15 protein-coding genes and 1 pseudogene are annotated in these 21,772 nt (G+C 62.6%); 9 read left to right on the forward strand and 7 right to left on the reverse strand.

The window, feature by feature from the left end; translation table 11 throughout:
• Positions 1-96 (reverse strand): annotated as a pseudogene (locus AC0L2V_RS26285) (cobalamin-binding protein); the annotation flags it as partial.
• A gap of 271 nt (positions 97-367) precedes the next feature.
• Between AC0L2V_RS26285 and AC0L2V_RS26290 the strand changes: the two are divergent.
• The 4 genes from AC0L2V_RS26290 (at position 368) to AC0L2V_RS26305 (ending at position 5,518) form a co-directional block, all read left to right on the forward strand.
• Complete coding sequence (locus AC0L2V_RS26290) at positions 368-1,942, forward strand: trimethylamine methyltransferase family protein (RefSeq protein ID WP_287207797.1); 1,575 nt, start codon at positions 368-370, stop codon at positions 1,940-1,942.
• Positions 1,943-2,031: 89 nt separating this feature from the next.
• The gene (locus AC0L2V_RS26295) at positions 2,032-2,721 is read left to right on the forward strand and encodes a hypothetical protein (protein ID WP_473521600.1); all 690 of its coding nucleotides are present in this window, start codon (positions 2,032-2,034) and stop codon (positions 2,719-2,721) included.
• A gap of 137 nt (positions 2,722-2,858) precedes the next feature.
• Entirely contained in the window at positions 2,859-3,419 is a 561-nt protein-coding gene (locus AC0L2V_RS26300; protein ID WP_473521601.1) for an RNA polymerase sigma factor, read from the forward strand.
• A gap of 2 nt (positions 3,420-3,421) precedes the next feature.
• A complete protein-coding gene (locus AC0L2V_RS26305; protein ID WP_473521602.1) occupies positions 3,422-5,518 on the forward strand; it encodes a vWA domain-containing protein in 2,097 nt (698 codons plus the stop codon).
• 110 nt (positions 5,519-5,628) lie between these two features.
• Here AC0L2V_RS26305 and bmt read toward each other — a convergent pair whose 3' ends face one another.
• Together bmt and AC0L2V_RS26315 are read right to left on the reverse strand one after the other, a co-directional pair.
• Positions 5,629-6,645, reverse strand: coding sequence for a betaine--homocysteine S-methyltransferase (gene bmt, locus AC0L2V_RS26310; protein ID WP_473521603.1), 1,017 nt, complete (start codon positions 6,643-6,645; stop codon positions 5,629-5,631).
• An 89-nt stretch (positions 6,646-6,734) separates the two neighbouring features.
• Complete coding sequence (locus tag AC0L2V_RS26315; RefSeq protein WP_473521604.1) at positions 6,735-7,577, reverse strand: helix-turn-helix domain-containing protein; 843 nt, start codon at positions 7,575-7,577, stop codon at positions 6,735-6,737.
• Positions 7,578-7,805: 228 nt separating this feature from the next.
• On the opposite strand from AC0L2V_RS26315, the gene AC0L2V_RS26320 reads away from it, so the two are divergent.
• Together AC0L2V_RS26320 and AC0L2V_RS26325 are read left to right on the forward strand one after the other, a co-directional pair.
• On the forward strand, positions 7,806-8,816 hold the full coding sequence (locus tag AC0L2V_RS26320) for a fatty acid desaturase (RefSeq protein WP_473521605.1): 1,011 nt from the start codon (positions 7,806-7,808) through the stop codon (positions 8,814-8,816).
• 85 nt (positions 8,817-8,901) lie between these two features.
• The gene (locus AC0L2V_RS26325) at positions 8,902-9,702 is read left to right on the forward strand and encodes a phosphate/phosphite/phosphonate ABC transporter substrate-binding protein (protein WP_128173908.1); all 801 of its coding nucleotides are present in this window, start codon (positions 8,902-8,904) and stop codon (positions 9,700-9,702) included.
• Positions 9,703-9,706: 4 nt separating this feature from the next.
• On the opposite strand, the gene AC0L2V_RS26330 is transcribed toward AC0L2V_RS26325, so the two are convergent.
• The 3 genes from AC0L2V_RS26330 to AC0L2V_RS26340 all read right to left on the reverse strand — a co-directional run bounded on the left by AC0L2V_RS26330 (position 9,707) and on the right by AC0L2V_RS26340 (position 15,484).
• Complete coding sequence (locus AC0L2V_RS26330; protein ID WP_473521606.1) at positions 9,707-11,074, reverse strand: M24 family metallopeptidase; 1,368 nt, start codon at positions 11,072-11,074, stop codon at positions 9,707-9,709.
• Positions 11,075-11,143: 69 nt separating this feature from the next.
• The gene (locus tag AC0L2V_RS26335) at positions 11,144-13,729 is read right to left on the reverse strand and encodes a GcvT family protein (RefSeq protein WP_473521607.1); all 2,586 of its coding nucleotides are present in this window, start codon (positions 13,727-13,729) and stop codon (positions 11,144-11,146) included.
• A 177-nt stretch (positions 13,730-13,906) separates the two neighbouring features.
• Entirely contained in the window at positions 13,907-15,484 is a 1,578-nt protein-coding gene (locus AC0L2V_RS26340; protein ID WP_473521608.1) for a trimethylamine methyltransferase family protein, read from the reverse strand.
• A gap of 228 nt (positions 15,485-15,712) precedes the next feature.
• Here AC0L2V_RS26340 and AC0L2V_RS26345 point away from each other — a divergent pair, with 228 nt between their 5' ends.
• Together AC0L2V_RS26345 and AC0L2V_RS26350 are read left to right on the forward strand one after the other, a co-directional pair.
• The gene (locus tag AC0L2V_RS26345; RefSeq protein WP_473521609.1) at positions 15,713-17,584 is read left to right on the forward strand and encodes a phospholipase D-like domain-containing protein; all 1,872 of its coding nucleotides are present in this window, start codon (positions 15,713-15,715) and stop codon (positions 17,582-17,584) included.
• A 124-nt stretch (positions 17,585-17,708) separates the two neighbouring features.
• A complete protein-coding gene (locus AC0L2V_RS26350) occupies positions 17,709-18,869 on the forward strand; it encodes an MFS transporter (RefSeq protein WP_473521610.1) in 1,161 nt (386 codons plus the stop codon).
• An 89-nt stretch (positions 18,870-18,958) separates the two neighbouring features.
• Here AC0L2V_RS26350 and AC0L2V_RS26355 read toward each other — a convergent pair whose 3' ends face one another.
• A complete protein-coding gene (locus AC0L2V_RS26355) occupies positions 18,959-19,516 on the reverse strand; it encodes a hypothetical protein (protein WP_473521611.1) in 558 nt (185 codons plus the stop codon).
• A 140-nt stretch (positions 19,517-19,656) separates the two neighbouring features.
• On the opposite strand from AC0L2V_RS26355, the gene AC0L2V_RS26360 reads away from it, so the two are divergent.
• The gene (locus AC0L2V_RS26360; RefSeq protein ID WP_473521612.1) at positions 19,657-21,726 is read left to right on the forward strand and encodes a prolyl oligopeptidase family serine peptidase; all 2,070 of its coding nucleotides are present in this window, start codon (positions 19,657-19,659) and stop codon (positions 21,724-21,726) included.
• Positions 21,727-21,772 lie beyond the last annotated feature (46 nt).

A 21,772-nucleotide genomic window follows, 5' to 3' on the forward strand; every position in this document is an offset into this window, starting at 1 on the left:
GATCTCTTCCTTCAGCCCGTCATAAAGGTCATCGTGCATCTGCTGCACGAGTTCGTCGTCGGAAAGCTCGGAAAGGATGATCTCGTCGTCGGCCATTTTTAATCCAGCTCCTTGCCGCACAGATGCAATTGCGGGGCCTCAAATATCACGTCAATACCTAACCCGCTACAGGCTTGCGTCCATAGCTGATTTGCGACTTCCCGCAAAAGGAAAGCGACTGCAAATCTATTGGAATTCTTGTCGATTTTGCGACAGGCGTTGGCGCTGGCGGGCCGTTTCGAATAGGGTGCATGACTACGATCCGGCCAGAAACCGCGATATGCGGCCGTAATAATTGTGCCAGAACAAAAGTCAGGGAAGAACGATCATGAGTGAGAACGCGCCGGTCGACCAGGAAGCGTCAAACGCGCGGCGCGGGCGCGCCGCCAGTGGTGGTGCCGCTGCCCGGCGGGCGGCGCGGTCGGGTGGCGGCCCCGGCACCCAGCTCACCTACATCAAGCGCAAGATCAACGTCTATGAGGTGCTGGACGAGGAAGGGCTGGCGCTGATCGAGAAGAACACCGACACGGTGCTCGAGGAGATCGGCATCATCTTTCGCGACGACGCCGAGGCGCTGCAGCTGTGGAAAGAGGCCGGCGCCGACGTCAAGGGCGAGCGCGTGCACTTCCCGAAGGGGCTCTGCCGCTCACTTTTGAAGACCGCGCCGTCCGTCTATACCCAGCATGCCCGCAATGCCGAACGTTCGGTGCAGATCGGCGGCAACGCCACGGTCTTCGCACCGGTCTACGGCCCGCCCTTCGTGCGCGACCTCGACGGCGTCAGGCGCTATGCGACGATCGAGGATTTCCGGAATTTCGTGAAGCTCGCCTATATGGCGCCATCGATCCACCATTCGGGCGGCACGGTGTGCGAGCCGGTCGACGTGCCGGTCAACAAGCGCCATCTCGACATGATCTACAGCCACATCAAATATTCGGACAAGCCGTTCATGGGCTCGGTCACCGCGCCGGAGCGCGCCGAAGACACGGTGGCGATGGCCAAGATCGTGTTCGGCGACGATTTCGTCGAGAACAACACGGTGCTGACCAGCCTGATCAACGCCAATTCGCCGATGGTGTTCGACGAGACCATGCTGGGGGCGCTGAAAGTCTATTCGCGCCACAACCAGGCCTGTATCGTCACGCCGTTCATCCTCGCCGGCGCAATGAGCCCGGTGACGGTCGCTGGCACGCTGACCCAGGTCCTGGCCGAAGTGCTGGCTGGCGCGTCGTTCACGCAGCTGATCCGGCCGGGCGCACCGGTGCTGTTCGGCACCTTCGCCTCGTCGATCTCGATGCAGTCTGGCGCGCCGACCTTCGGCACGCCGGAGCCGTCACTGGTTTCCTATGGCGCGGCGCAGCTCGCGCGCCGGCTTGGCCTGCCGTTCCGCACCGGCGGTTCGCTCTGCGCCTCCAAAATCCCGGACGCGCAGGCGGCCTATGAGAGCGCCAACACTCTGAACTCGACGATCCTCGCCGGCACCAATTTCGTGCTGCACTCGGCCGGCTGGCTCGAGGGCGGGCTCGCTTCCTGCTACGAAAAGTTCATGATGGACATCGACCAGCTCGGCATGACCCAGAAGTTCTCCGAAGGCGTCGACCTGTCGGAGAACGGCCAGGCGATGGATGCCATCCGCCAGGTCGGCCCGGGCAGCCACTATCTCGGCTGTGACCACACCCAGGCCAATTTCCAGACCGCCTTCTACCGTTCCAGCATCGCCGACAACAATTCCTACGAGCAGTGGCTGGCCGAAGGCGAAAAGTCGGCACCGCAGCGCGCCAACGAACTCGCCCGCCGCTGGCTGGAAAGCTACGAGGCGCCGCATCTCGATCAGGGCATCGACGACGGGCTGAAGGACTTCATCGCCAGCAAGAAGGCGTCGATGGCCGACGCCTTCACTTGAAAGGAGCCCGAGTCAGGCGGGGCTAAAGTCGCCAACATCATCCACAAGGAAGTCTGGCGGAGCGCCTTCTCCGAGCCGGACAGGAAGGGATGATCCTTGAGCGCAGCATGGTCGAAGATATAGCGGCGGCGTTTTCCGCCCACGGCCTCATCCTGCGCGGCGGCTTCAATTTTGCAGGCGGTGAGGAAACACCCTCCGGTCTCTCCGGCGCTGCCGCCAGATCCGTCCTGCTGGTGGGGCAGGCGGGCGCGGCGCCGTGGCCGCATTTTCTGCGCTGGCGGGAAGGCCAATCGCAAACTGTTGCCGATCCGCTCGATGCATGGTCGCGCGAAGTGATCGGCGCAGTGGCGAAGACATTCGGCGCGCGCGCCGTGTCGCCGTCCGACAGACCGTATCTGCCGTTCCAGCAATGGGCGATGCAGGCGGAGGGTCTGAAACCGTCGCCGCTCGGCATCCTCATGCATCCGCAATACGGGCTCTGGCACGCCTATCGCGGCGCGCTGCTGTTCGAGGACGAGATTGCGTTTGGGGAAACTCGCGAAGTGGTTCACCTTTGCGATGCATGTGTCGACAAACCTTGCCTGAAATCCTGTCCGGTCGACGCTTATTCTGCGGATGGTTTCGCGCATGGAACATGTCTGGCGCATGTGCGTGGGCACAACGGCGCGGCTTGCCGAACCGGCGGTTGTCTCGACCGCAACGCCTGCCCCTACGGCGCGGCCTATCGCTATCCGCCACAGGTTCAAGCCTTCCACATGGTCGCGTTCGCGGGCCTGTAGCGTCGCCGAATGCCGCACGAAACTTGAACACCGCATTGCGACCCCGATAGCCCGCTGGTGGTCATCTGACCGCCCTGCAAAAAAATCCTTCCATCATCCCAAGGAATCGCCATTAGCCTTCGTCCAACAGGCAAATGATGGCGATGATGCTGGATGAAAGCGAAGCCTCCGACGCCGAGCTGATCGGTCGTGCGAAGGGCGGTGACAGGGGGGCTTTCGGCAAATTGCTCGAAAGGCACTATGACTTCCTCTATCGCGCCGCCTATCGCTGGTGCGGGAAAAAGGCCGATGCCGAGGATATCGCCCAGGAAGTCTGCGTCCGGCTCGGCCGGGCGATCCGCGACTATCATGGCAGCGGCGCCTTCACCACCTGGCTCTACACCATGACGCTGAATGCGGCACGCGACATGATGCGCAAGAGCGTCCGCGAGGCGATCAAGACCGAAGCCTACGGGGCTTACGAGCTGATCTCGGGAGAGGCCCCGGCCGAGCCCGAAGATCCAGCCGAGGCGCTTTGGGCGGCGGTGCGGATGCTGCCGGACAAGCAGCGCGATGCAGTGCTGCTCGTCTATGGCGAAGGGCTGAGCCACGCACTCGCTTCCGAGGCGATGGGCATCTCGGAGACGACGGTTTCCTGGCACATCCATGAAGCGAAAAAACGGTTGAAGGCGCTCATGCTTTCAGCCGGGGAAGTGTGATCATGGTCGACGACAACCAACTCAACAGGCTGCGCGACATCGCAGCACCGGCACCCGGCAACGACGCGAAGGGGCGTGCCTTAGGGGCGGCCATGCGTGCCTACGACATGGGCGAAAAAACTTCACCTGCCGCCCAAGGATCGGCGAAAGGGGTTCGTCTCACAGAGCGAGCACAAAAGCTCTGGAGCGAAATCATGCAAAAGAAACTCTTCGCCACGCCGGCCATTGCCGGGCTCGTCGCCCTGCCGATCGCCGGATACGCCACCATCTATATGCTGCAGGAGCAGCCGTTCTATTCCGGTGGGGACGAGAAGATCACCGAAACGCTGGCCGATAAACCAGCGGCTACGAAGAAAGCCGATGCCGACGCCGAAAACCGCGTCGCAGCCGAGGCGCTTGTCGCGCCGGCATCGCCGCCGAAGCCACAATCGGCTGCCGGCGGCTTGGCGCAGCAGGACGCTCTGGCCCGCAATGTGGCGCCCACGCCGGCACCTGCGCCGAAAGGTGAGTTCGCACAGGATGGTGGAGCTGCGCCGTCTGGCAGAGTGATGATGTCTATATCTCCTCCGAAAGCCGACGGAGCCACGCGGGCTGGCCGCATGCCAGGCGCCGAATCCAAGCTGATGGTACAGCCGCAGGCCATGCCGGCCGACCAGATGCTGCCGGAGCAAAACCGCGACCGCGTCGGGGATTTTAGGACCAATCCGGTGCGTGCAGCGCTCGAAGACCCGGTGTCGACCTTCTCGATCGATGTCGACACGGCCTCCTATTCCTTCGTGCGGCGCTCGCTCAGGGAAGGTGCTTTGCCGCAGGCCGACACGGTCCGCGTCGAGGAGATGATCAACTACTTCCCCTATCACTGGAAAGGTCCGGACGTTGCCTCGACGCCGTTCAACTCGACCGTCAGCGTCATGCCGACGCCGTGGAACGAGCACACCAGGCTGATGCATGTCGCCATCAAGGGTTTCGACGCCAAGCCGGCCGAGCAGCCCAAGGCCAATCTGGTCTTCCTGATCGACGTGTCGGGCTCGATGAACGAGCAGGACAAGCTGCCGCTCCTGCAGTCCGCCTTCCGGCTTCTGGTCAACAAATTGAAGCCCGACGACACCGTCTCGATCGTCACCTATGCGGGCGATGCCGGCACTGTGCTGGAGCCGACGAAGGTTTCGGAGAAGGACAAGATCCTCAATGCCATCGACACGTTGGCGCCCGGCGGCAGCACGGCCGGCGAGGCGGGTATCAAGGAAGCCTATCGGCTGGCGCAGAAATCCTTCGTCAACGACGGCATCAATCGCGTGATGCTGGCGACGGACGGCGACTTCAATGTCGGCCAGACCGACGACGACGATCTGAAGCGGTTGATCGAAAAGGAGCGCAAGACCGGGGTGTTCCTGTCGGTGTTCGGTTTCGGCCGCGGCAACCTGAACGATCAGATGATGCAGGCCATCGCCCAGAACGGCAACGGCACCGCCGCCTATATCGACACTTTGGCCGAGGCGGAGAAGGTGCTGGTCGAGGATGCGTCCTCGACGCTGTTCACCATCGCCAAGGACGTGAAGATCCAGGTCGAGTTCAACCCGCAAAAAGTCTCGGAATACCGGCTGATCGGCTACGAAACCCGCGCCTTGAACCGCGAGGATTTCAACAACGATCGCATCGACGCCGGCGAGATCGGTTCGGGGCATTCGGTTACCGCGATCTACGAGATCACGCCGAAGGACAGCGGCGGCGAGAAGATCGATCCGCTGCGCTACGGCCAGGCGTCCGTGAGCAATGGCGGCGTCGCCAATGCCGACGAATATGCCTTCGTCAAGATCCGCTACAAGCTGCCGAACGAGGATGCCTCGAAGCTGATCACCACGCCGGTGACATCCGCCAACGAAGTTGCTGATTTCGACCGGGCCAGCACCGACCAGCGCTTCTCCGTTGCCGTCGCAGCTTTTGGCCAGAAGCTGCGCGACGAGGATGCGACCGCGAAGTTCGGCTACGACAAGATCATCGAGATTGCCACTGCCGCCCGTGGAGCCGATCCGTTTGGCTACCGCTCCGAGTTCCTCTCGCTGGTGCGCCTTGCCTCGGCGCTCGGCGGCAACAGGTAGTGGGTGTGACGGCCGGTTTTCCCAGATGGGATCGTTCTGATACGGAAAACCGACCGATGGGCGGTGAGGCAGGCCGGCAGGGAAAACCTTGCCGGCCTTTTTCAATTGCGTCAGGCGCGGCTGCGCCGGCGCTCGCGGCGGGCTTCGCTGGTCTCGACGGTGTTGACCGTCGCCTGCTTGTTGCGCATCGGGCCGATGCGCTCGACGATTTTTTCGACGGACGGGCGATCCGACCTTGTGTGCGCATCGAGTGCCTTGCGCATGGCGGCGAGGTGGGCGAACGAGGTGCCGCAGCAGCCACCGACGATCTTTGCGCCGGCATCGACGGCCAGCCTGACATAGTCGGCCATCAGCTCGGGCGTGCCGGAATAGTGGATCTCGGCGCCGCGAAATTCCGGAATGCCGCAATTGCCCTTGACGATCACCGTCGCCTCCGGCTTCGCCTCGGTCATGTCGAGCAGTGAGGCGAGGATGTCGGAGGCGCCGACGCCGCAATTGGCGCCGACACCGAGCGGCGCCTGCGACAAGCCATCGGCGACGCCGTGGATGTCCTGCGGCAACAGCCCCATCATAGTGCGGCCGGCGGTGTCGAAGGAGCCGGTGTAGGTATAGGGCAGGCCGACGCGGATCGCGGCTTCGGCTGCGGCGCGGATTTCGTCCGGCGCCGACATGGTCTCGATCCAGGCGACTTCGGCGCCGCCGGCCTTCAGGCCCTCGATCTGCTCGGCAAACGCCTCGACCGCCTCGTCATAAGTCATGGCGCCGAGCGGCACCAGCAACTCGCCGGTCGGGCCGACCGAGCCGGCGACGATGACCTTGCGGCCGGCTTTATCGGCGACGGCGCGGGCGATCTCGGCGGCGCGCTGGTTCAGCGCATGCACGCGGTCTTGCGCATGGTGCAGCTTCAGCCGGTGGCGGGTGCCGCCGAAGGAGTTCGTCAGGATGATGTCGGCGCCGGCCTCGACGAAGTTCTGGTGCAGACTGGTGATGATGTCCGGCGCCGTCTCGTTCAGCAACTCTGGAGCCTCGCCGGCCTCCAGCCCCATGGCGAACAGATTGGTGCCGGTGGCGCCATCGGCGAGCAGAACGCCCTTTTCGGCAAGCAAAGCGTCAATTGGATTGGTCATTGGAAATTACGCCTTCCGGGATTCTTTGTCGAGATAAGGATATAAAGAAATCTTTATATGGCGTCAATGTTGGTGCAGGACGCAAGCCGTCAAAATCGCATTTCCGCCAGCCTTTGCGTGAAGCTGGCTGCTTCGTGCGCATTGATATCGGCGGCGCGGATCAGATTGTCGAAATGGCTGGTCAGCGTGCGGACCGGCTGGGTCGCGTTCAGCACCAGATACATGTCGCCGACGTAGATGGCGGCGCGATAGGGCCCGAAGATGGTGTAGGGGATCGAATACCGCATCCGCCCGTCATAGAGAAACAGGCGGAAGGTGGGATAAAGGTCGTCGAGCAGCGTCGCCATGTGTAGAAGCTGCTGGTGGCGGGCGGCCTCAGGGAAACGGTCCCAGACGCCCAGGCCGCGCGCAAAGATCTCCAGCGTGTGGCGCGGCATGCAGACTTCCATGTCGGTTTCCGGCCGCCGGTTGTAGTCGATGCGGTACTGCGTCTCGCCGGCCTGGGCCTCACGGCTCTTGTTGGTGATACCGGCCTCGTAATCGACGAGCGCTTCGGTGCGCAGAAGATCGGGAATGCCGGCCGGCACGTAACGGATTTTCGTGCCGGCGGCCTCGGCATGCCACTTGGCCAGCAGCGTGCGGTCGAAGCCGTCAGGCGCTTCCTCGATCTCCAGGCTCTCGCGGATTTCACCGGTGAGGCCTTCGTCCTGGCTGAGACCGAGCAGCCAGTCGAGCGACACTTTGAATTCGGCGGCGATGTTGAGCAGCGTTTCGGCGCGGGGAAGGCGTGTCGAGGCGCCGGACAGCAGCTGCGAAAGCGCCGAGCGGTCGATGCCTACCGCAGTCGCGAAAGTGGACTGGTTCAGATCCGACCGTGTCAGGAGCATTTTCAGGCGCTCCCGAAACACCGTCGACAGGTCGCGTTTATCCATATCGTCATTCCAGCCATTGGGAGAAAAAAAATTCGCCGAACCCGCCAACATAGCACCTTTGGCGTAAATGAATCCTCAAGCCTGTTTACAATAGATAACACATGCGGCTGAAAATGCGCAATTGCAACATTTTGTGCGCTTTGTCGCGTTGCAGCATCACGACGCTCCTGACACAATGCTGTCAGGAATCAAAACGGTTCCGGCGACTGGAAGGGCAGTGGTCGATCGATGACAAGCAGGAATAGCAGACGACGCAATGCACCGGCCATCGAATGGCCGACCGTCTTCCTCGCGTTTTTCTGTCACGGCACCTGGCTCGCAGCCGGCCTGTTCCTGTGGCCGTCCTATCCGCTGCTGGCGCTCATCGTCCTGGCCTTGATGGCGGCGCTGCAATCCTCGCTGGCGCACGAAGTCCTGCACGGCCATCCAACCCGCCATGCGCAGCTCAACGAATCTTTCGTCTTCCTGCCGATTGGTCTCGTCTGGCCGTTCCGGCGGTTCAAGACCATTCATCTGCGCCATCATGCCGACGAACGGCTGACCGATCCGCTTGACGATCCTGAAAGCTACTACAAGGCGCTGTGGCACCATGACGAATTGCCGCCGGCGATGAAGTTCCTGCTGAAGATCAACAACACCATGATCGGCCGGCTCATTCTCGGCCCGTGGCTGTCGTGCACCGGCTTCTTCATCGACGATGCCAGGCAGATGCTTGCCGGCGACAAGGTGATCCGCAAGGCATGGCTGCTGCACGCCATCGGCCTCGCCGTGGTGCTGCCGGTCGTGCAGTTCGGCTTCGGCATCCCGCTATGGCTCTACATCCTGGTGCCGGTGTGGCTGGGCCAGTCGCTGATCTCGATCCGCACCTTCGCCGAGCATCAGTGGTCGGAGCATCCGGAAGGCCGTACGGTGATCGTCGAACGTTCGCCGCTGTCGTTCCTGTTCCTCAACAACAATCTGCATTTCGTTCATCACAAGAGCCCGACGGTGGCCTGGTACCGGCTGCCGAAGCTGTTTCGCGAGCGCCGTGACGAGTGGCTGCGGATGAACAATGGCTATGCCTATCCGAACTATTTCGCGCTGCTCAAGGCATATGCATTCAAGGCCAAGGAGCCGATCGTCCACCCGGTGCTGCGGCGCACGCCGGAACCGGGCCGGGCGTTCAAGCCGCGCGTCAGGGCGCGCAGCCTCAATGGGCTTGGCAGTGCGCCGGTACCGGCCGAGCCGCCGAAAGAATGAATTTTTGGGTATTGCCGGCAGCGATGCCCAGGTGCGCGTCAATGGCCTCGTCAATTTTTCTCAGCGTAACGATCAAAGTCCCGGCATGAGCGATTTCGTTGCCGGCTTGCCGATGTACGACTGGTCTGAAATGCGGAGCGAGGTCGACGCCCAATGGGCGCGGCTGCGTGATGCCTTCCGGCAAAAAGGCATCGACGCGCCGCAGACCATCGCTCGCGTCAATGCCGATCTGCGGCCTGTGGAAGGCGGCATCCGCGACGCCGCCGGAAAGGTCATGGCGCCCGATCCGGCGACGCTGCCGCCGGACGAGTTGGATTTTTTCGGCCTCTGGCTGCATCCGGCGCTGCTGTTCGCACAGACCTGCTGGGGTCCGATGGAACTCGGGCTGGCGACGCATGTTCAACTGGTCGGCCAGCCGCGTTACGACGCGTTCGAGGGCGGGCAGGGTGAACTCTATTCTAGTGCGCTGGTGATGCGTGCAGGTGAAGCGCCAACGGTTGGCTCACCGTCCGACGGCAGCCCGCTCATCCCGCTCGATGTCCTGCGTGGCAAGCATTTTACCTTCAACAGCCTCGATTCCATGTCGGGCATTATCGCGCCGACGCGTGACCTGGAGGCGCTGGGCGAAAGCCTGGACATCTTCTCCGAGCGCAGCGAAAGCGGTGGCCACCGCGCCTCGATCGTCGCCATTGCCGAGGGCAAGGCCGATGTCGCGGCCATCGACTGCCAGAGCTGGGCCAATGCGCGGCGCTTCGAGCCGGCAGCGGAAGCGGTCACAGTCGTCGGCTGGACAACGCGGCGCAAGGGCCTGCCGTTCATCACTGCCAGAACGACACCGGAAAAGATCGTGGAGGCGCTGCGCGAGGCGGTCGCGACGACCGCATAAAAAATCAGTCGCCGAGCAGCCGCTCGTCGAGCGGATAGGTCGAAAGCTGCTCGTTGCCGGTTTCGGTGATCAGGATCTGCTCTTCGATCTTGACGCCCTCGCGTCCGCCAAGCCGGCCGATATAGCTCTCGACGCAAAGCACCATGCCCGACACAAGCACGCCGTCGGGCGTGTCTTCGGTCCAGTCGATGGCATGCGGCAGCGTCGGGTATTCGTCGGCCAGGCCGACACCGTGATAGAGCACGCCGTAACGCGTCGGGAAACAATCTGCGGGCGGCACCGCCGAGCGTTCGACAAGATCGCGGAACGATGTGCCCGGCTGCATCAGGCCGATGTTGTGGGCGATCTGATCGGCGGCGATGCGAAACAGCTCGCGTTGCTCGTTGGATGGCTCGGTGTCGCCGCAGAGCCAGGTGCGCGACAGGTCGGCGCAGAAACCGTAAGGGCCGATCAAATCGGTATCGAAAGCGACGAGATCGCCGGCTGCGATCGTTCGCGACGAGCATTCCTGGAACCAGGGATTGGTGCGCGGGCCGGACGTCAACAGCCGGGTTTCGACCCACTCGCCGCCACGCGCGATGTTGCCGCGGTGGAGTTCGGCCCACAGTTCGTTTTCGGAAATTCCTGGCCTCAATGCTGCTTCCATCTCACCCATCGCCGCCTCGCAGGCGACGATCGACCGGCGCATGGCCAGGATTTCGTCGGGCGATTTGATCAGGCGTGCATTTTCCATCAGCGCTTCGCCATTGCCGATCGAGATGCCGAGGCGGGCGAGCGCTTCGACGCCCTCGGGATTGATGTGATCGACGGCGATACGACTGACACCGCCGCCATGCTGCTTGACCAGATCGGCGATCCCGGCGGCCCAGCGGCGGACTTTTTGCTCGGTGAGTTCGCCGCTGTAGAGATAGATCCACGACACTGCCGGCCGAACCTCGTCGACGACGCCGGAGTGGTCGGAAAGGTGCTCGCAGGAAAAATAGTCGAACAGCACCACCCGACCTTCGGTGGCAACGAAACAATGTCTTGTCGGATTGTGTGCGACCCAGAGCTGCATGTTGGTCGAGTCGGTCGCATAGCGGATGTTGATCGGATCGTAGAGCAAGGCTCCCGCATAGCCGCGGCGCTTCAGCTCGGCGCGGATGCGGTCGAGCCGGTATTGGCGCATGGCGGGCAGGTCGGGAGCAGCAATGCCGGCGGCGTGCCACTCGGCTTCCGCCAGTGCGCCGTAGCCAAGCACATGCTGGTTGAGTTCAGCGGCCTTCTGCCGCGATTTCAGGCGCAACGCATCGATTGAGCCTGCTTCGTCTGGCTCGAACGGCGCGATCCTGCGATGACGACCGAACCGTCGCTCGACGCCCGGATCGCTCATTTCCTATCCTCCCGATATCAATCGGCCGCGCGGGTCAGGCCCGAGGGCGGGCCTTTGGGTCCAATGCTTTCAGGCCCGCATCTTCTCGCCGCTCGGGTCGAAAGGCGGCTCGACATTGATGCGGGCTGGTCGCCGGCTTCCGAGGATCTCGATCTCGAACAGTCCGGCGCTCTCGTCCGCGGCCAAGGCCGCCGGCACATAGCCTTGCGCCATCGATTCCTTGATATAATGGGCATAGCCGCCGGAGGTGACCCAGCCGACCACGCGCCAGTCGCCGTCGACGATGCCGCGCACGGCCGAAGCGCCTTCCGCGGCGCTCGAGCCGCGCACTTCCTTGCCGTCCGTATCGAAACGCGCCGCACCATAGCCGTGCGGCTTTTCCACCGTGCCGTAGTCCTTGCCGCCGACCTTGGCCCAGATTGGTTCGTCGCCCATCACGTCGGCGTCTGCGGCATCGACGATGAAGGAGACACGGCGCAGTTTTGGCCCTTCTGCCTGCTCCCCGGCTGCCGCGCCGCGTCCGATGAAGTCGTTCTTCTCCAGCTTGACGAAGCGGTCCATCGCCCCCTCGAACGGCCCGTAGATCGGGCGCAGTTCGCGGAACCAGGTCGGAAAATTCTTTTCCAGGCGCATCGAGAGCAGGGCGCGCATGCCGAAATCGACCAGGCCAAACTCTTCGCCGGCATCCTTGATCGCCTTGTAGACGAGACGCTGGTAGGCCGGCGCCATCCAGATCTCGTAGCCGAGGTCACCGGTATAGGTGATGCGATTGACCATGCAGGGCGCGCCGCCGACCGCCATCTCGCGGAAGTCCATGAAGCGGAAGGCCTTGGTCGAGATGTCGGCGTCAACCAGTTTCTGCAGCAGGTCGCGTGATTTCGGCCCGGCGATCGACAAGCCGACCAGCGTCTGGTCAAAGCGGTGAATGCGGACCTGTGACGCCCCTGGACCATCCTTCGGCAGGTGCTTCTCGAACCAGCGCATGTGATACTTCTGCGCCGCCGACGAACTCCAGATCATGAAGCGCTCTTCGCCCGCCTTGGCGATGGTGAAATCGCCGATCAGCCTGCCGAACTCGTTCAGCATCGGGGTCAGCACAATGCGGCCGGTCTTCGGCATGCGGTTGGTCATCAGCCGGTTGAGGAAGTCTTCCGATCCCGGCCCGGAGACTTCGTATTTGGCGAAGTTGGCGATCTCGGTGACGCCGACCTTCTCGCGGGTGGCGCGCACTTCCTCGCCAATCGGCCCGAAATCGTTGGAGCGATGGAACGAAACGATGTCCTTCGGCTCGGTGCCTTTCGGGGCGAACCAGAGCGGGGTTTCGAGGCCCCAGCTGTCGCCCATGACGGCGTTGTTGGCCAGCATCGTGTCGTAAAGCGGGGTGGTCTGGGCCGGGCGTGCCGCCGGCAGTTCCTCGTTGGGAAAGCGGATGGAAAAACGGCGCGAATAGTTTTCGCGGACCTTAGCATTGGTGTAGCGCAGCGTCGCCCATTCGCCGAAGCGCGCGACGTCCATGCCCCAGACGTCGAAGCCGGGATCGCCATGGACCATCCAGTTCGACAATGCCAACCCGACGCCGCCGCCTTGTGAGAAACCGGCCATGACGGCGCAGGCGCACCAGAAATTGGTCAGGCCCTGCACCGGGCCGACCAGCGGATTGCCGTCGAGCGCGAAGGTGAAGGGACCGTTGATGATCTGCTTGATGCCGGCCTTCTCGATGCCGGGAAAATGCTTGAAGCCGATTTCCAGCGACGGCGCGATGCGGTCGATGTCGGGCTGCAGCAATTCATGGCCGAAATCCCACGGCGTGTTGACCGGAGACCACGGCTTGCAGGCTTTTTCATAGGTGCCGAGCAGGATGCCGTTGCGTTCCTGGCGGGTGTAGATCTCGCCCTTGAAGTCCATCACGCCGATCATCTCGCGGCCGGTCGACTTGTTGAATTCCTCGACCTCCGGCATCGGCTCGGTCAACAGGTACATATGCTCCATGGCCAGCAGCGGCAGCTCGACGCCGACCATGCGGCCGATCTCGCGCGCCCACAGGCCGCCGCAGTTGACGACATGCTCGGCCTTGACCGTGCCTTGCTCGGTCACGACGTTCCAGGTGCCGTCGACCTCCTGCGTCAGCTCGACGACGCGGTTGCGCAGCACGATTTCGGCGCCGAGCTTCCTGGCCGCCTTGGCGTAGGCGTGGGTGGTGCCGGAAGGATCGAGATGGCCTTCGACCGGATCCCACATGGCGCCGACGAAATTGGTCTCGTCCATCAGTGGGAACATCGCCTTGGCCTCTGACGGCGTGATCAGCTCGGTGTCCATGCCGAGATAGCGGCCTTTGGCGTGAGCAAGGCGCAGGAAGTCCATGCGCTCCGGCGAGTCGGCCATCATCACGCCGCCGGTCAGGTGCAGCGAGCAGGACTGGCCGGAAAGCTCTTCGATCTCCCTGTAAAGCTGCACCGTATAGGCCTGCAGCTTGGCGACATTGGGATCGCCATTGAGGGTATGGAAGCCGCCCGCCGCATGCCAGGACGAACCGGAGGTGAGCTCCGAACGCTCGATCAGCATGATGTCGGTCCAGCCGGCCTTGGCCAGATGGTAAAGCACCGAGCAGCCGACGACACCGCCACCGATGACAACCGCTTTTGCATGAGATTTCATGAAGATAGTTCCGTTTTTGAAGAGATTGAATCGAGTGGGCGGGGCGTGAAAGCAAAGCGAGGAAGGGCGCTGGCTGGAATAATCTCGCGCCTTTCCTCTACCCCGTCGATCGGGGGAGAGGTGTCGAGCGAAGCTCGACGGAGTGGGAGTCGCCTGTTCATCAACCAATACAGATGATCAAAAATCAGTCGGCGCGCCGCCTTCGGACCGACGTTTGTCGACGAAGGCGTCGAGCTCCTCGCGGATAGCCGAGTCCATGTAGGGCTCTTCATAGGAGGCCAGCCGCTCCTTCCACACCCGATTGGCTTTTTCGATAGCTGTCGGCGATCCGGCTTCCGCCCAGGTCTCGAAATTGCGCCAGTCGGAGATGATAGGCGAATAGAATGCGGTCTTGTAGCGGTCCTGGGTATGCTGGGTGCCGAAGAAATGGCCGCCCGGACCGACGGACTGGATGGCGTCGAAGCCGAGGGCCTCCTCGGAGAGGTCGAGCGGGGTCAGGAACTCCGCCACCATCTGCAGCAGATCGATGTCCAGGATGGTCTTCTCATAGGAGCAGCGCAGGCCGCCTTCCAGCCAGCCGGCCGCATGCATCATCAGATTGCCGCCGCCCTGGATGGCGCCCCACAGCGAGAACACGCTTTCATAGGCGGCCTGTGCGTCGACCGTGTTGGCGGCGCAGGTGTTGGAGGTGCGGTAGGGGATGTTGTAGCGGCGAGCGAGCTGGCCGCCGACCAATTGCGCCTTCATGTATTCCGGTGTGCCGAAGGCCGGCGCGCCGGACTTCATGTCGACGTTGGAGGTGAAGCCGCCATAGCCGACGGGCGCGCCCTTGCGCACCATCTGGGCGAAGGCAATGCCGGACAGTGCCTCGGCATTCTGCTGCACCAGCGCACCGGCGATGGTCACCGGCGCCATGGCGCCCGACAGGGTGAACGGCGTCACGATGACGACCTGGCCCTTGCTCGACATCTGGATGATGCCTTCCATCATCGGCACGTCGAGCTTGAGCGGCGAATTGGTGTTGATGATGGTGAACACCGACGGCTGTTCGAGAAGCTGTTCGTCGCTGATGCCGCGCGCGATCCTGGTGATCTCGATGCCGTCGACATTGCGCTCCTTGCCGAGCGAATAGATGTGGAACACCTTGTCGGTGAGCACGCTGAGATCACGGATGCATTCGAGGTGCCGGACGGAGGGATGGATATCGATCGGCTCGACCGGATAGCCGCCGGTGCAGTTCAGGATGTTGTGCATCTGCGCAAGCTTGAGGAAGTTGCGGTAGTCCTGCTGGTTGCCGGGGCGGCGGCCGCGGTCGATGTCGGAACAATTGGGCGCCGACGCCATCATCGAGATGATCAGGTTGTCGCCGCCGAAGCGGACATTGTGCGCCGGATTGCGGGCATGGATGGTGAATTCCGACGGGCAGTGCGAAACCAGCTCGAGGATCATGTCGCTGTCGAAGCGCACCCGCTCACTGCCTTCGCGGACATCTGCGCCATGCGCCTTCATGATGCGCCTTGCCTCGTCGTGCAGCACGTCGACGCCGATTTCCCTGAGAACGCGCAGCGAGGCGAGGTGGATCGATTCCAGTTCGTCGTCGGAGACCAGCCTGGTCGGCGTCAGCGGGATTTTCAGCTGACGGAAAGGCGGCTGCTCGAATGCCGCCGCTGCGCCGGCGCGCTTGCCCGCGCGGCCGCCGCGACGGGCGCGGTCGTTTGCCAATGCCGGTTCGGCGGGATGAAGGGCGGCGGTCATGATAGTCCTCGTACGCTGCGATGGTGCGGCGGCATAATGGACCGACCGCCGTCCCGCCATTGCGGAGGCGGCGACCACTAGGACGAGGGAAGCGACATGGACGTTCGCCAGCCGGACGCACCAGGGCGAATCCAGATCTGTGCCCGAACTGTGAAACATGTCACGTTGCGATCACGTCATATTGAGCAAGTACATTGAATACAAACCGTCCTGAGGGAGACTATTTCCGTGTCGGATGTTGTCAGCGTGCGTGCAGCGACCAACAACGAAGTCGCTTTCATTGCCTGGGATATTGACGGAATGATCGACGGCTGTCTCGGCTTCGAGATCGTCCGCATCTATCCCGGCACCGGCGAGGAACGCTGTCTGGCTTCCTGGGTGCCTTTCCGGGGGCAACGCAACAAGGACTGGATTCCGCAGGATACCGGCGTCTGGCCGGTGCAGAAGACATTCTGGCGCGATCTTACGGTGCGGCGGCGCCGCGACAGCGTCGAAATCAGGCCGGATGGCGAATTGGTCGCCTACCGGGTGCGTCCGGTCGGCGACATGCGGCCCGGCCTCGATCCGGTGCCGGTGCGGCCCGAGAAAGCCTATACCGGAGCGGCGCGGCCGCTCGGCTATCTCGGACAAGGCGCCGTCAGCCCGACCATCTTCCTGGGATCGATGTTCGGCAAGGCGCGGCTCGCCTTCACCAACGGCGTGCTCTCGACGCAATGGCTGTCGCGCGCCCTCGAAGATGCCGGCATCAAGGTCGGGCAGCGCGACAAGATCAGGGCCGAGCTTCAGCGTCCCGGCAGCAAGATACGCGCCTATCTTCACGGCGAGGTTCCGGATCTGCTCACCAGCCTGATGAAACGGGCCAAGGCCGAGGGCGGCACTGTCAGGCTTGCCCTCTACGAGCTTGGCGATGACGAGTTGTGCGACGCGATCATCGACGCGAAGGATGTCGTCGACGTCATTCTTTCGAATTCGGGCAGGGATGAACAAACCAAGGCGTGGGACGCGGGCAACGCGCCCTTCAGAAAGCGGCTGCGCGACGCCGGCGTCGTGCTGACCGATCGTCTGTTCAACAACAACCATATCGGCCACAACAAGTTTGCCGTCTACCGCGACGCCCAGGGCAATCCGCAAGCGGTCATGACCGGCAGCACCAATTGGACGTCGACGGGCATTTGCGGACAGTCCAACAACGCCTTCATCCGCGGCGACGACCCTGCCATGGCCGAAGTGTTCGATGCCTATTGGGAACGGATGAAGGCCGACGTGTTCCCGCCGCCGGCGAGCGATAGCGCCGCCGGACGTGTGGCGCAAAAGCAAGGCAGGCCGTTTCGCCTGAAGAATCGCACACCGAACCATGTCGATGGGACCACCATCTGGTTCTCGCCAAACGATCCCGACCGCAGCAAAAAGGACATCTCGGTGCGGCCTGTCGATCTCGAAGATGTTTTCGCACGGATCAAGGCAGCGAAGCAGGCGGTGCTCTTTCTCGTGTTCAATCCGTCGCGGCTTGGCAACAATTCGGTCATCGATCAGGCGGTCGCGGCGGCGACGGCGAATCCAAAGCTGATCGTGCAGGGCGCAATCAGCGATCACACCGCCATGCCCAACTATATTGCTCCGACCCGGGATCCAGTCACCAACAAATCGAACAAGGACGGCAAATCGCCATTCGTCTTTCCGGAGAAGGTCTGGGAGGCGCCGAACGTCTCCATCGTCAGGGCGGCCAACCTGACGGGGGCCTCCGTTGCACGGGATTTCCAGGCGGAAGTGCTGACCGTCGGCCATGCGATCGTGCACGACAAGATCGTCATCATCGATCCGATGGCCGACAATGCGACCGTCATCGCCGGCAGCCACAACCTTGGCTACAAGGCGTCCTATGAAAACGACGAGAACATGGTGATCGTCGAAGGCGACAAGACGTTCGCTGCGGCCTTTGCGGTGCATATGCTCGACGTGTTCGACCACTACAAGTTCCGCGCCTGGCGCAGAACGATTGGAGAAGGACCGTCGGACAATGACGGGCTCTCCATCGACGACAAGTGGCTGAAGCCTTACGCGGAGGGCAGGAAGGGGGCGATTGCCCGGTATTTTCCGTAGTGGCCTGAATGGCGTCGCGGAGTCCTTAACAAGGCATGCTCTGGCTGGCGCAAGCGGTTCCTGCCGCCGGTGCTTCCCGGCACGCCGCCGAAACGCTAATCGTGCAGGTTTCGTGGTGCGGATCATGGACCGGGTGGAACAGAACAGCGACCAGACAATGCAGTGGGCGGCGATCACCGGCGTGATCGCCACTGTTTCGGTGTTCGCCATTGCGCAAGGGCTGAGCTACCCGCTGCTGAGCTTCATCCTGCAGCGCCAGGGCGTCTCGCCGGCCATGATCGGCCTGTCGGCGGCAATGACGCCGGTCGGCTTTATCGTCTCGTCGCCGCTCATCCCGGCGCTGGCGCGCCGGTTCGGGGCAGGGCGCACGGCGCTCACCTGCGCGGCCCTTTCCGCGATCATGCTGGCGCTGATCGGCTGGACGCAAAATGTCTATCTCTGGTTTCCACTGCGCTTCCTGATCGGCGTGGTGACCAATCCGCTCTATGTGCTGAGCGAGATCTGGGTGATCGCGCTGGCGCCTCCGGCGCGCCGCGGTCGCGTGATGGGCATCTATTCTACAGTCATTTCGGCAGGTTTCGCGGCCGGCCCGCTGTGCCTGCTTGCGGTCGGCACCGAAGGATGGCCGCCGTTTCTCGTCGGCATCGCCGCATTCGTCTTTTGCGGCGCCTGCCTGGCGCTGGTGCTGGGACGGCTGCCAAAGGTCGATGAAGCCGGGCACCAGGTTTCGGTGATGGGGTTCATGCCGATGGCATGGCTGCTGCTGTCGGCGGTGGTGGTGGCCGCCGGTTTCGAACAGGGGGTGCTGGCACTGCTGCCGGTCTACGGCGCACATTATGGCATCGCGGAGGCGCGCATGTCGGCGCTGCTGTCTGTCATGATCGCCGGCAACATCGCCATGCAGGTGCCGCTCGGCCTGCTGGCGGAACGGCTGACGGCGCGTCTGGTGCGATTTATCTGCGTATCGCTAACGGTGCTTGGATGCGTGCTGTTGCCGGTTCTCATCGAGACGCCGCTGATCTGGCCGTGCGTGTTTGTCTGGGGTGCGGTTTCCTACGGCATCTACACGATGTCGATCATCGAGCTTGGCGAGCGGTTCACCGGCTCGGCACTGGTCGCTGGCAACGCTGCCTTCTCGCTAATGTGGGGCGTCGGCGGCATCGCCGTGCCGCCGCTGGCGGGCGGCGCCATGGATATTCTCGGTGCGGACGGCCTGCCGATCACGCTTGGCGCCATTTGTCTGGCGTTGGCGGTCACAACCGTATTGCGGGGGCGAGCGGTCTAAAGCGCGTCGCGTCTGATGCGACGCGCTTTAGGTTGTTGTTTTTGCATGTCGTTATCGCAAAACCGCTGCACACTTTTGCGCGACATGCATTAATACAATTGCGGGGTGCCTTCATTTCCTTGCCATCTGGAAATCGCCCATAAATCACATTCGGCATGGTGTTCAGAGGGATGCATCCTGCGTAGAAGGTCTCGAATTTCAACGGCACGATCAAAATCGGGTATCAATCCAACATCGGACAGTTCCGTGTTCGCAAACACGTCAGGAAATCCTCCGCAGTTGGTCAGAGCGCTTATGGAGACGTCTTGATCCAACAAGTCGTAGCCCAGGAAGGTAAATCCGTTCCAGTCGAGTGAACGCACGTCAAGCGATGGTCTTCGGATCACATTAAGGACATTCAAGTCGCCCGGATCGGCCAACTCCGAAAGGAGGAAGTCCAGGTCCACAAAGAAATCGAGCATGTAGTCCTCGTTAACAATATGGGGCCAGTAGCTGTCCTTTACCTCTCCCAGCGCGACCGGCCCGAGCATTCCATCGAGTGAGACGACCTCACTTAATTGGGTGAGGCCGGACCAGTTTATGTACATGGTCCACGCAGTGCCGCTGAAAGGACCGAACTTCTCTTTGGCAATGTACAGATGTCGCATGGATTCCCTCGTGGCCTGCGGGCGGCAGGCGGCCCCACCTTAGGAGGCCAACAGCGCAATGGCTCCTTTTGCGTTCCAGGTTGAATACCGATAGTGGCAAGACGACGTTGCCGAGCCTTGACGAACTTATCGGAGACCACATGACCAGTTCGAACACAAAGACGCGTCCCAATTCGGCGACTGAGGATCCCTTTCTCTGGCTGGAGGACAGAACGGGCAAGGAAACGCTCGACTGGGTTCACCGTCAGAACGAGATCACGGTCGCCGAGTTGCAGGGCGATCCATCCTACCAGACCTGCTTCCAAACCGCACTGGACCTGATGACGGCCGAAGACAACATTGCGGTCGGATCTGCGCTCAACGGCCACGTCTATAATTTCTGGCAGGACAAGACCAACGTGCTCGGCCTCTGGCGGCGCACTCCGGTCGCTTCCTACAAGACCGAGAAGCCGGAATGGGAGACGATCATCGACTTCGACAGTCTGTCAGCCAAAGAGGGTGTGAAATGGGTGTTCAGCGGCGCCAGCCGGCTTTACCCCGATTTCAGCCGCTGCCTGCTCAGCCTGTCGCCGGATGGCGGCGACGCCAGCGAAATGCGCGAATTCGACATCGAGAGCAAGTCCTTTGTCGAGGGCGGCTTTCGTGCTCCTGCCTCGAAGTCGGGCTTCAACTGGCTGGACAAGGACACGGTCATCGTCTCGGCTGCCTTCGAAGAGGACGAAAAAACCCAGTCCGGTTATCCGCGCGTGGTCAAGCTTTGGCAGCGCGGCACCAGGCTGGAGGATGCGACGCCGATTTTCGAGGCGCAGAAGCAGGATCTCGCCGCCGGCGGTTCCCTTGAATTCGACGGTGACAAGCGGCATCTGTTGCTGACCCGGACGCTCGATTTCTTTGCCTCGCACAGTTTTCTGCGTCTGCCTTCCGGCGAAAACAGGCGCATCCCGTTGCCGGACGACGTTACCGACACGGTGCTGTTCAGGGATCAGTTCGTCTTTGGAGTGCGCAGCCCGTGGACGGCGCCGGACGGCACGCTGTGCAATCCTGATGGCCTCTATTCGCTGGACTTCGCGCGCTGGATCGAGACCAATGCGCTCGCACCTGTCGAGACCGTGCTCGAGCCGACGGATCGTGTCTCGATTGCCGGCATTGCCCGCACGCGGGACCGGTTGTTCATCAATCTGATGGACAATGTGCGCGGCAAGGTCGTCGCCTGCGATCGCAGCGGCAGCGGCTGGTCGCTGCAGCCGGTGGCGCTGCCCGAAAACGGCAGTGTCGGCATCAGCCACGCCGAGCGTTTCGGCTCCAGCGTGTCCTTCTCCTTCACCGATTTCCTGACGCCGAGTTCGATCATCTGGTCGGACGACAATGCAGCGATGCTGACAACCGTGAAATCGCAGCCGGCGCGTTTCGATGCGTCGTCCCTGGTTTCGGAACAGTTCGAGGCACGCTCGAAGGACGGCACCAAAATCCCTTATTTCGTCGTCAGGCGGCGCGACCAGGACGGGCCGGTGCCGACGCTGCTTTACGGCTATGGCGGCTTCGAAGTGCCGCTGCTGCCCGGCTATGCCGGCGTGCGCGGCCGGCTGTGGCTGGAAAAGGGCAATGCCTATGTGCAGGCCAATATCCGCGGTGGCGGCGAGTTCGGTCCGAACTGGCATCAGGCCGCGCTCAAGGCCAATCGCCAGAACGCCTTCGACGATTTCGCCGCGGTCGCGCAAGACCTGGTGAAACGCGGCATCGCCACGCCGGCGACGCTCGGCATCCAGGGCGGCTCGAATGGCGGCTTGCTGACCGGCGTTTCGCTGACCCAGCATCCCGAGCTTTTCGGCGCGGTGATCATCGACGTGCCGCTGCTCGACATGCTGCGCTACACCGAACTGCCGCCCGGCGCATCCTGGATGGCCGAGTATGGCGATCCGGCCAAGCCGGAAGAGGCCGCGTCGCTGGCGGCTTACTCGCCTTATCAGCATGTCGAGCCCGATGCCGCCTATCCGCCGGTGCTGCTGACGACATCGACCGCCGACGACCGCGTCCATCCCGGCCATGCGCGCAAGATGGCGGCGCGGCTGCAGGCTGCCGGCCACGCGAAGACGCTGTTTTTCGAGGAGACCGAGGGCGGCCATGGCGGGCGCGGCGATCGCCGGCCGCAAGCGGCACAGGCGGCGATGAAGTATGTCTTCCTGCAACGGGCGCTGACCGGAACGGCTTGACGGAACGGCTTGAACTGATCGCATCAGACCGCCTAATATGCTGCAT

Source organism: Mesorhizobium sp. WSM4814, assembly GCF_055811595.1.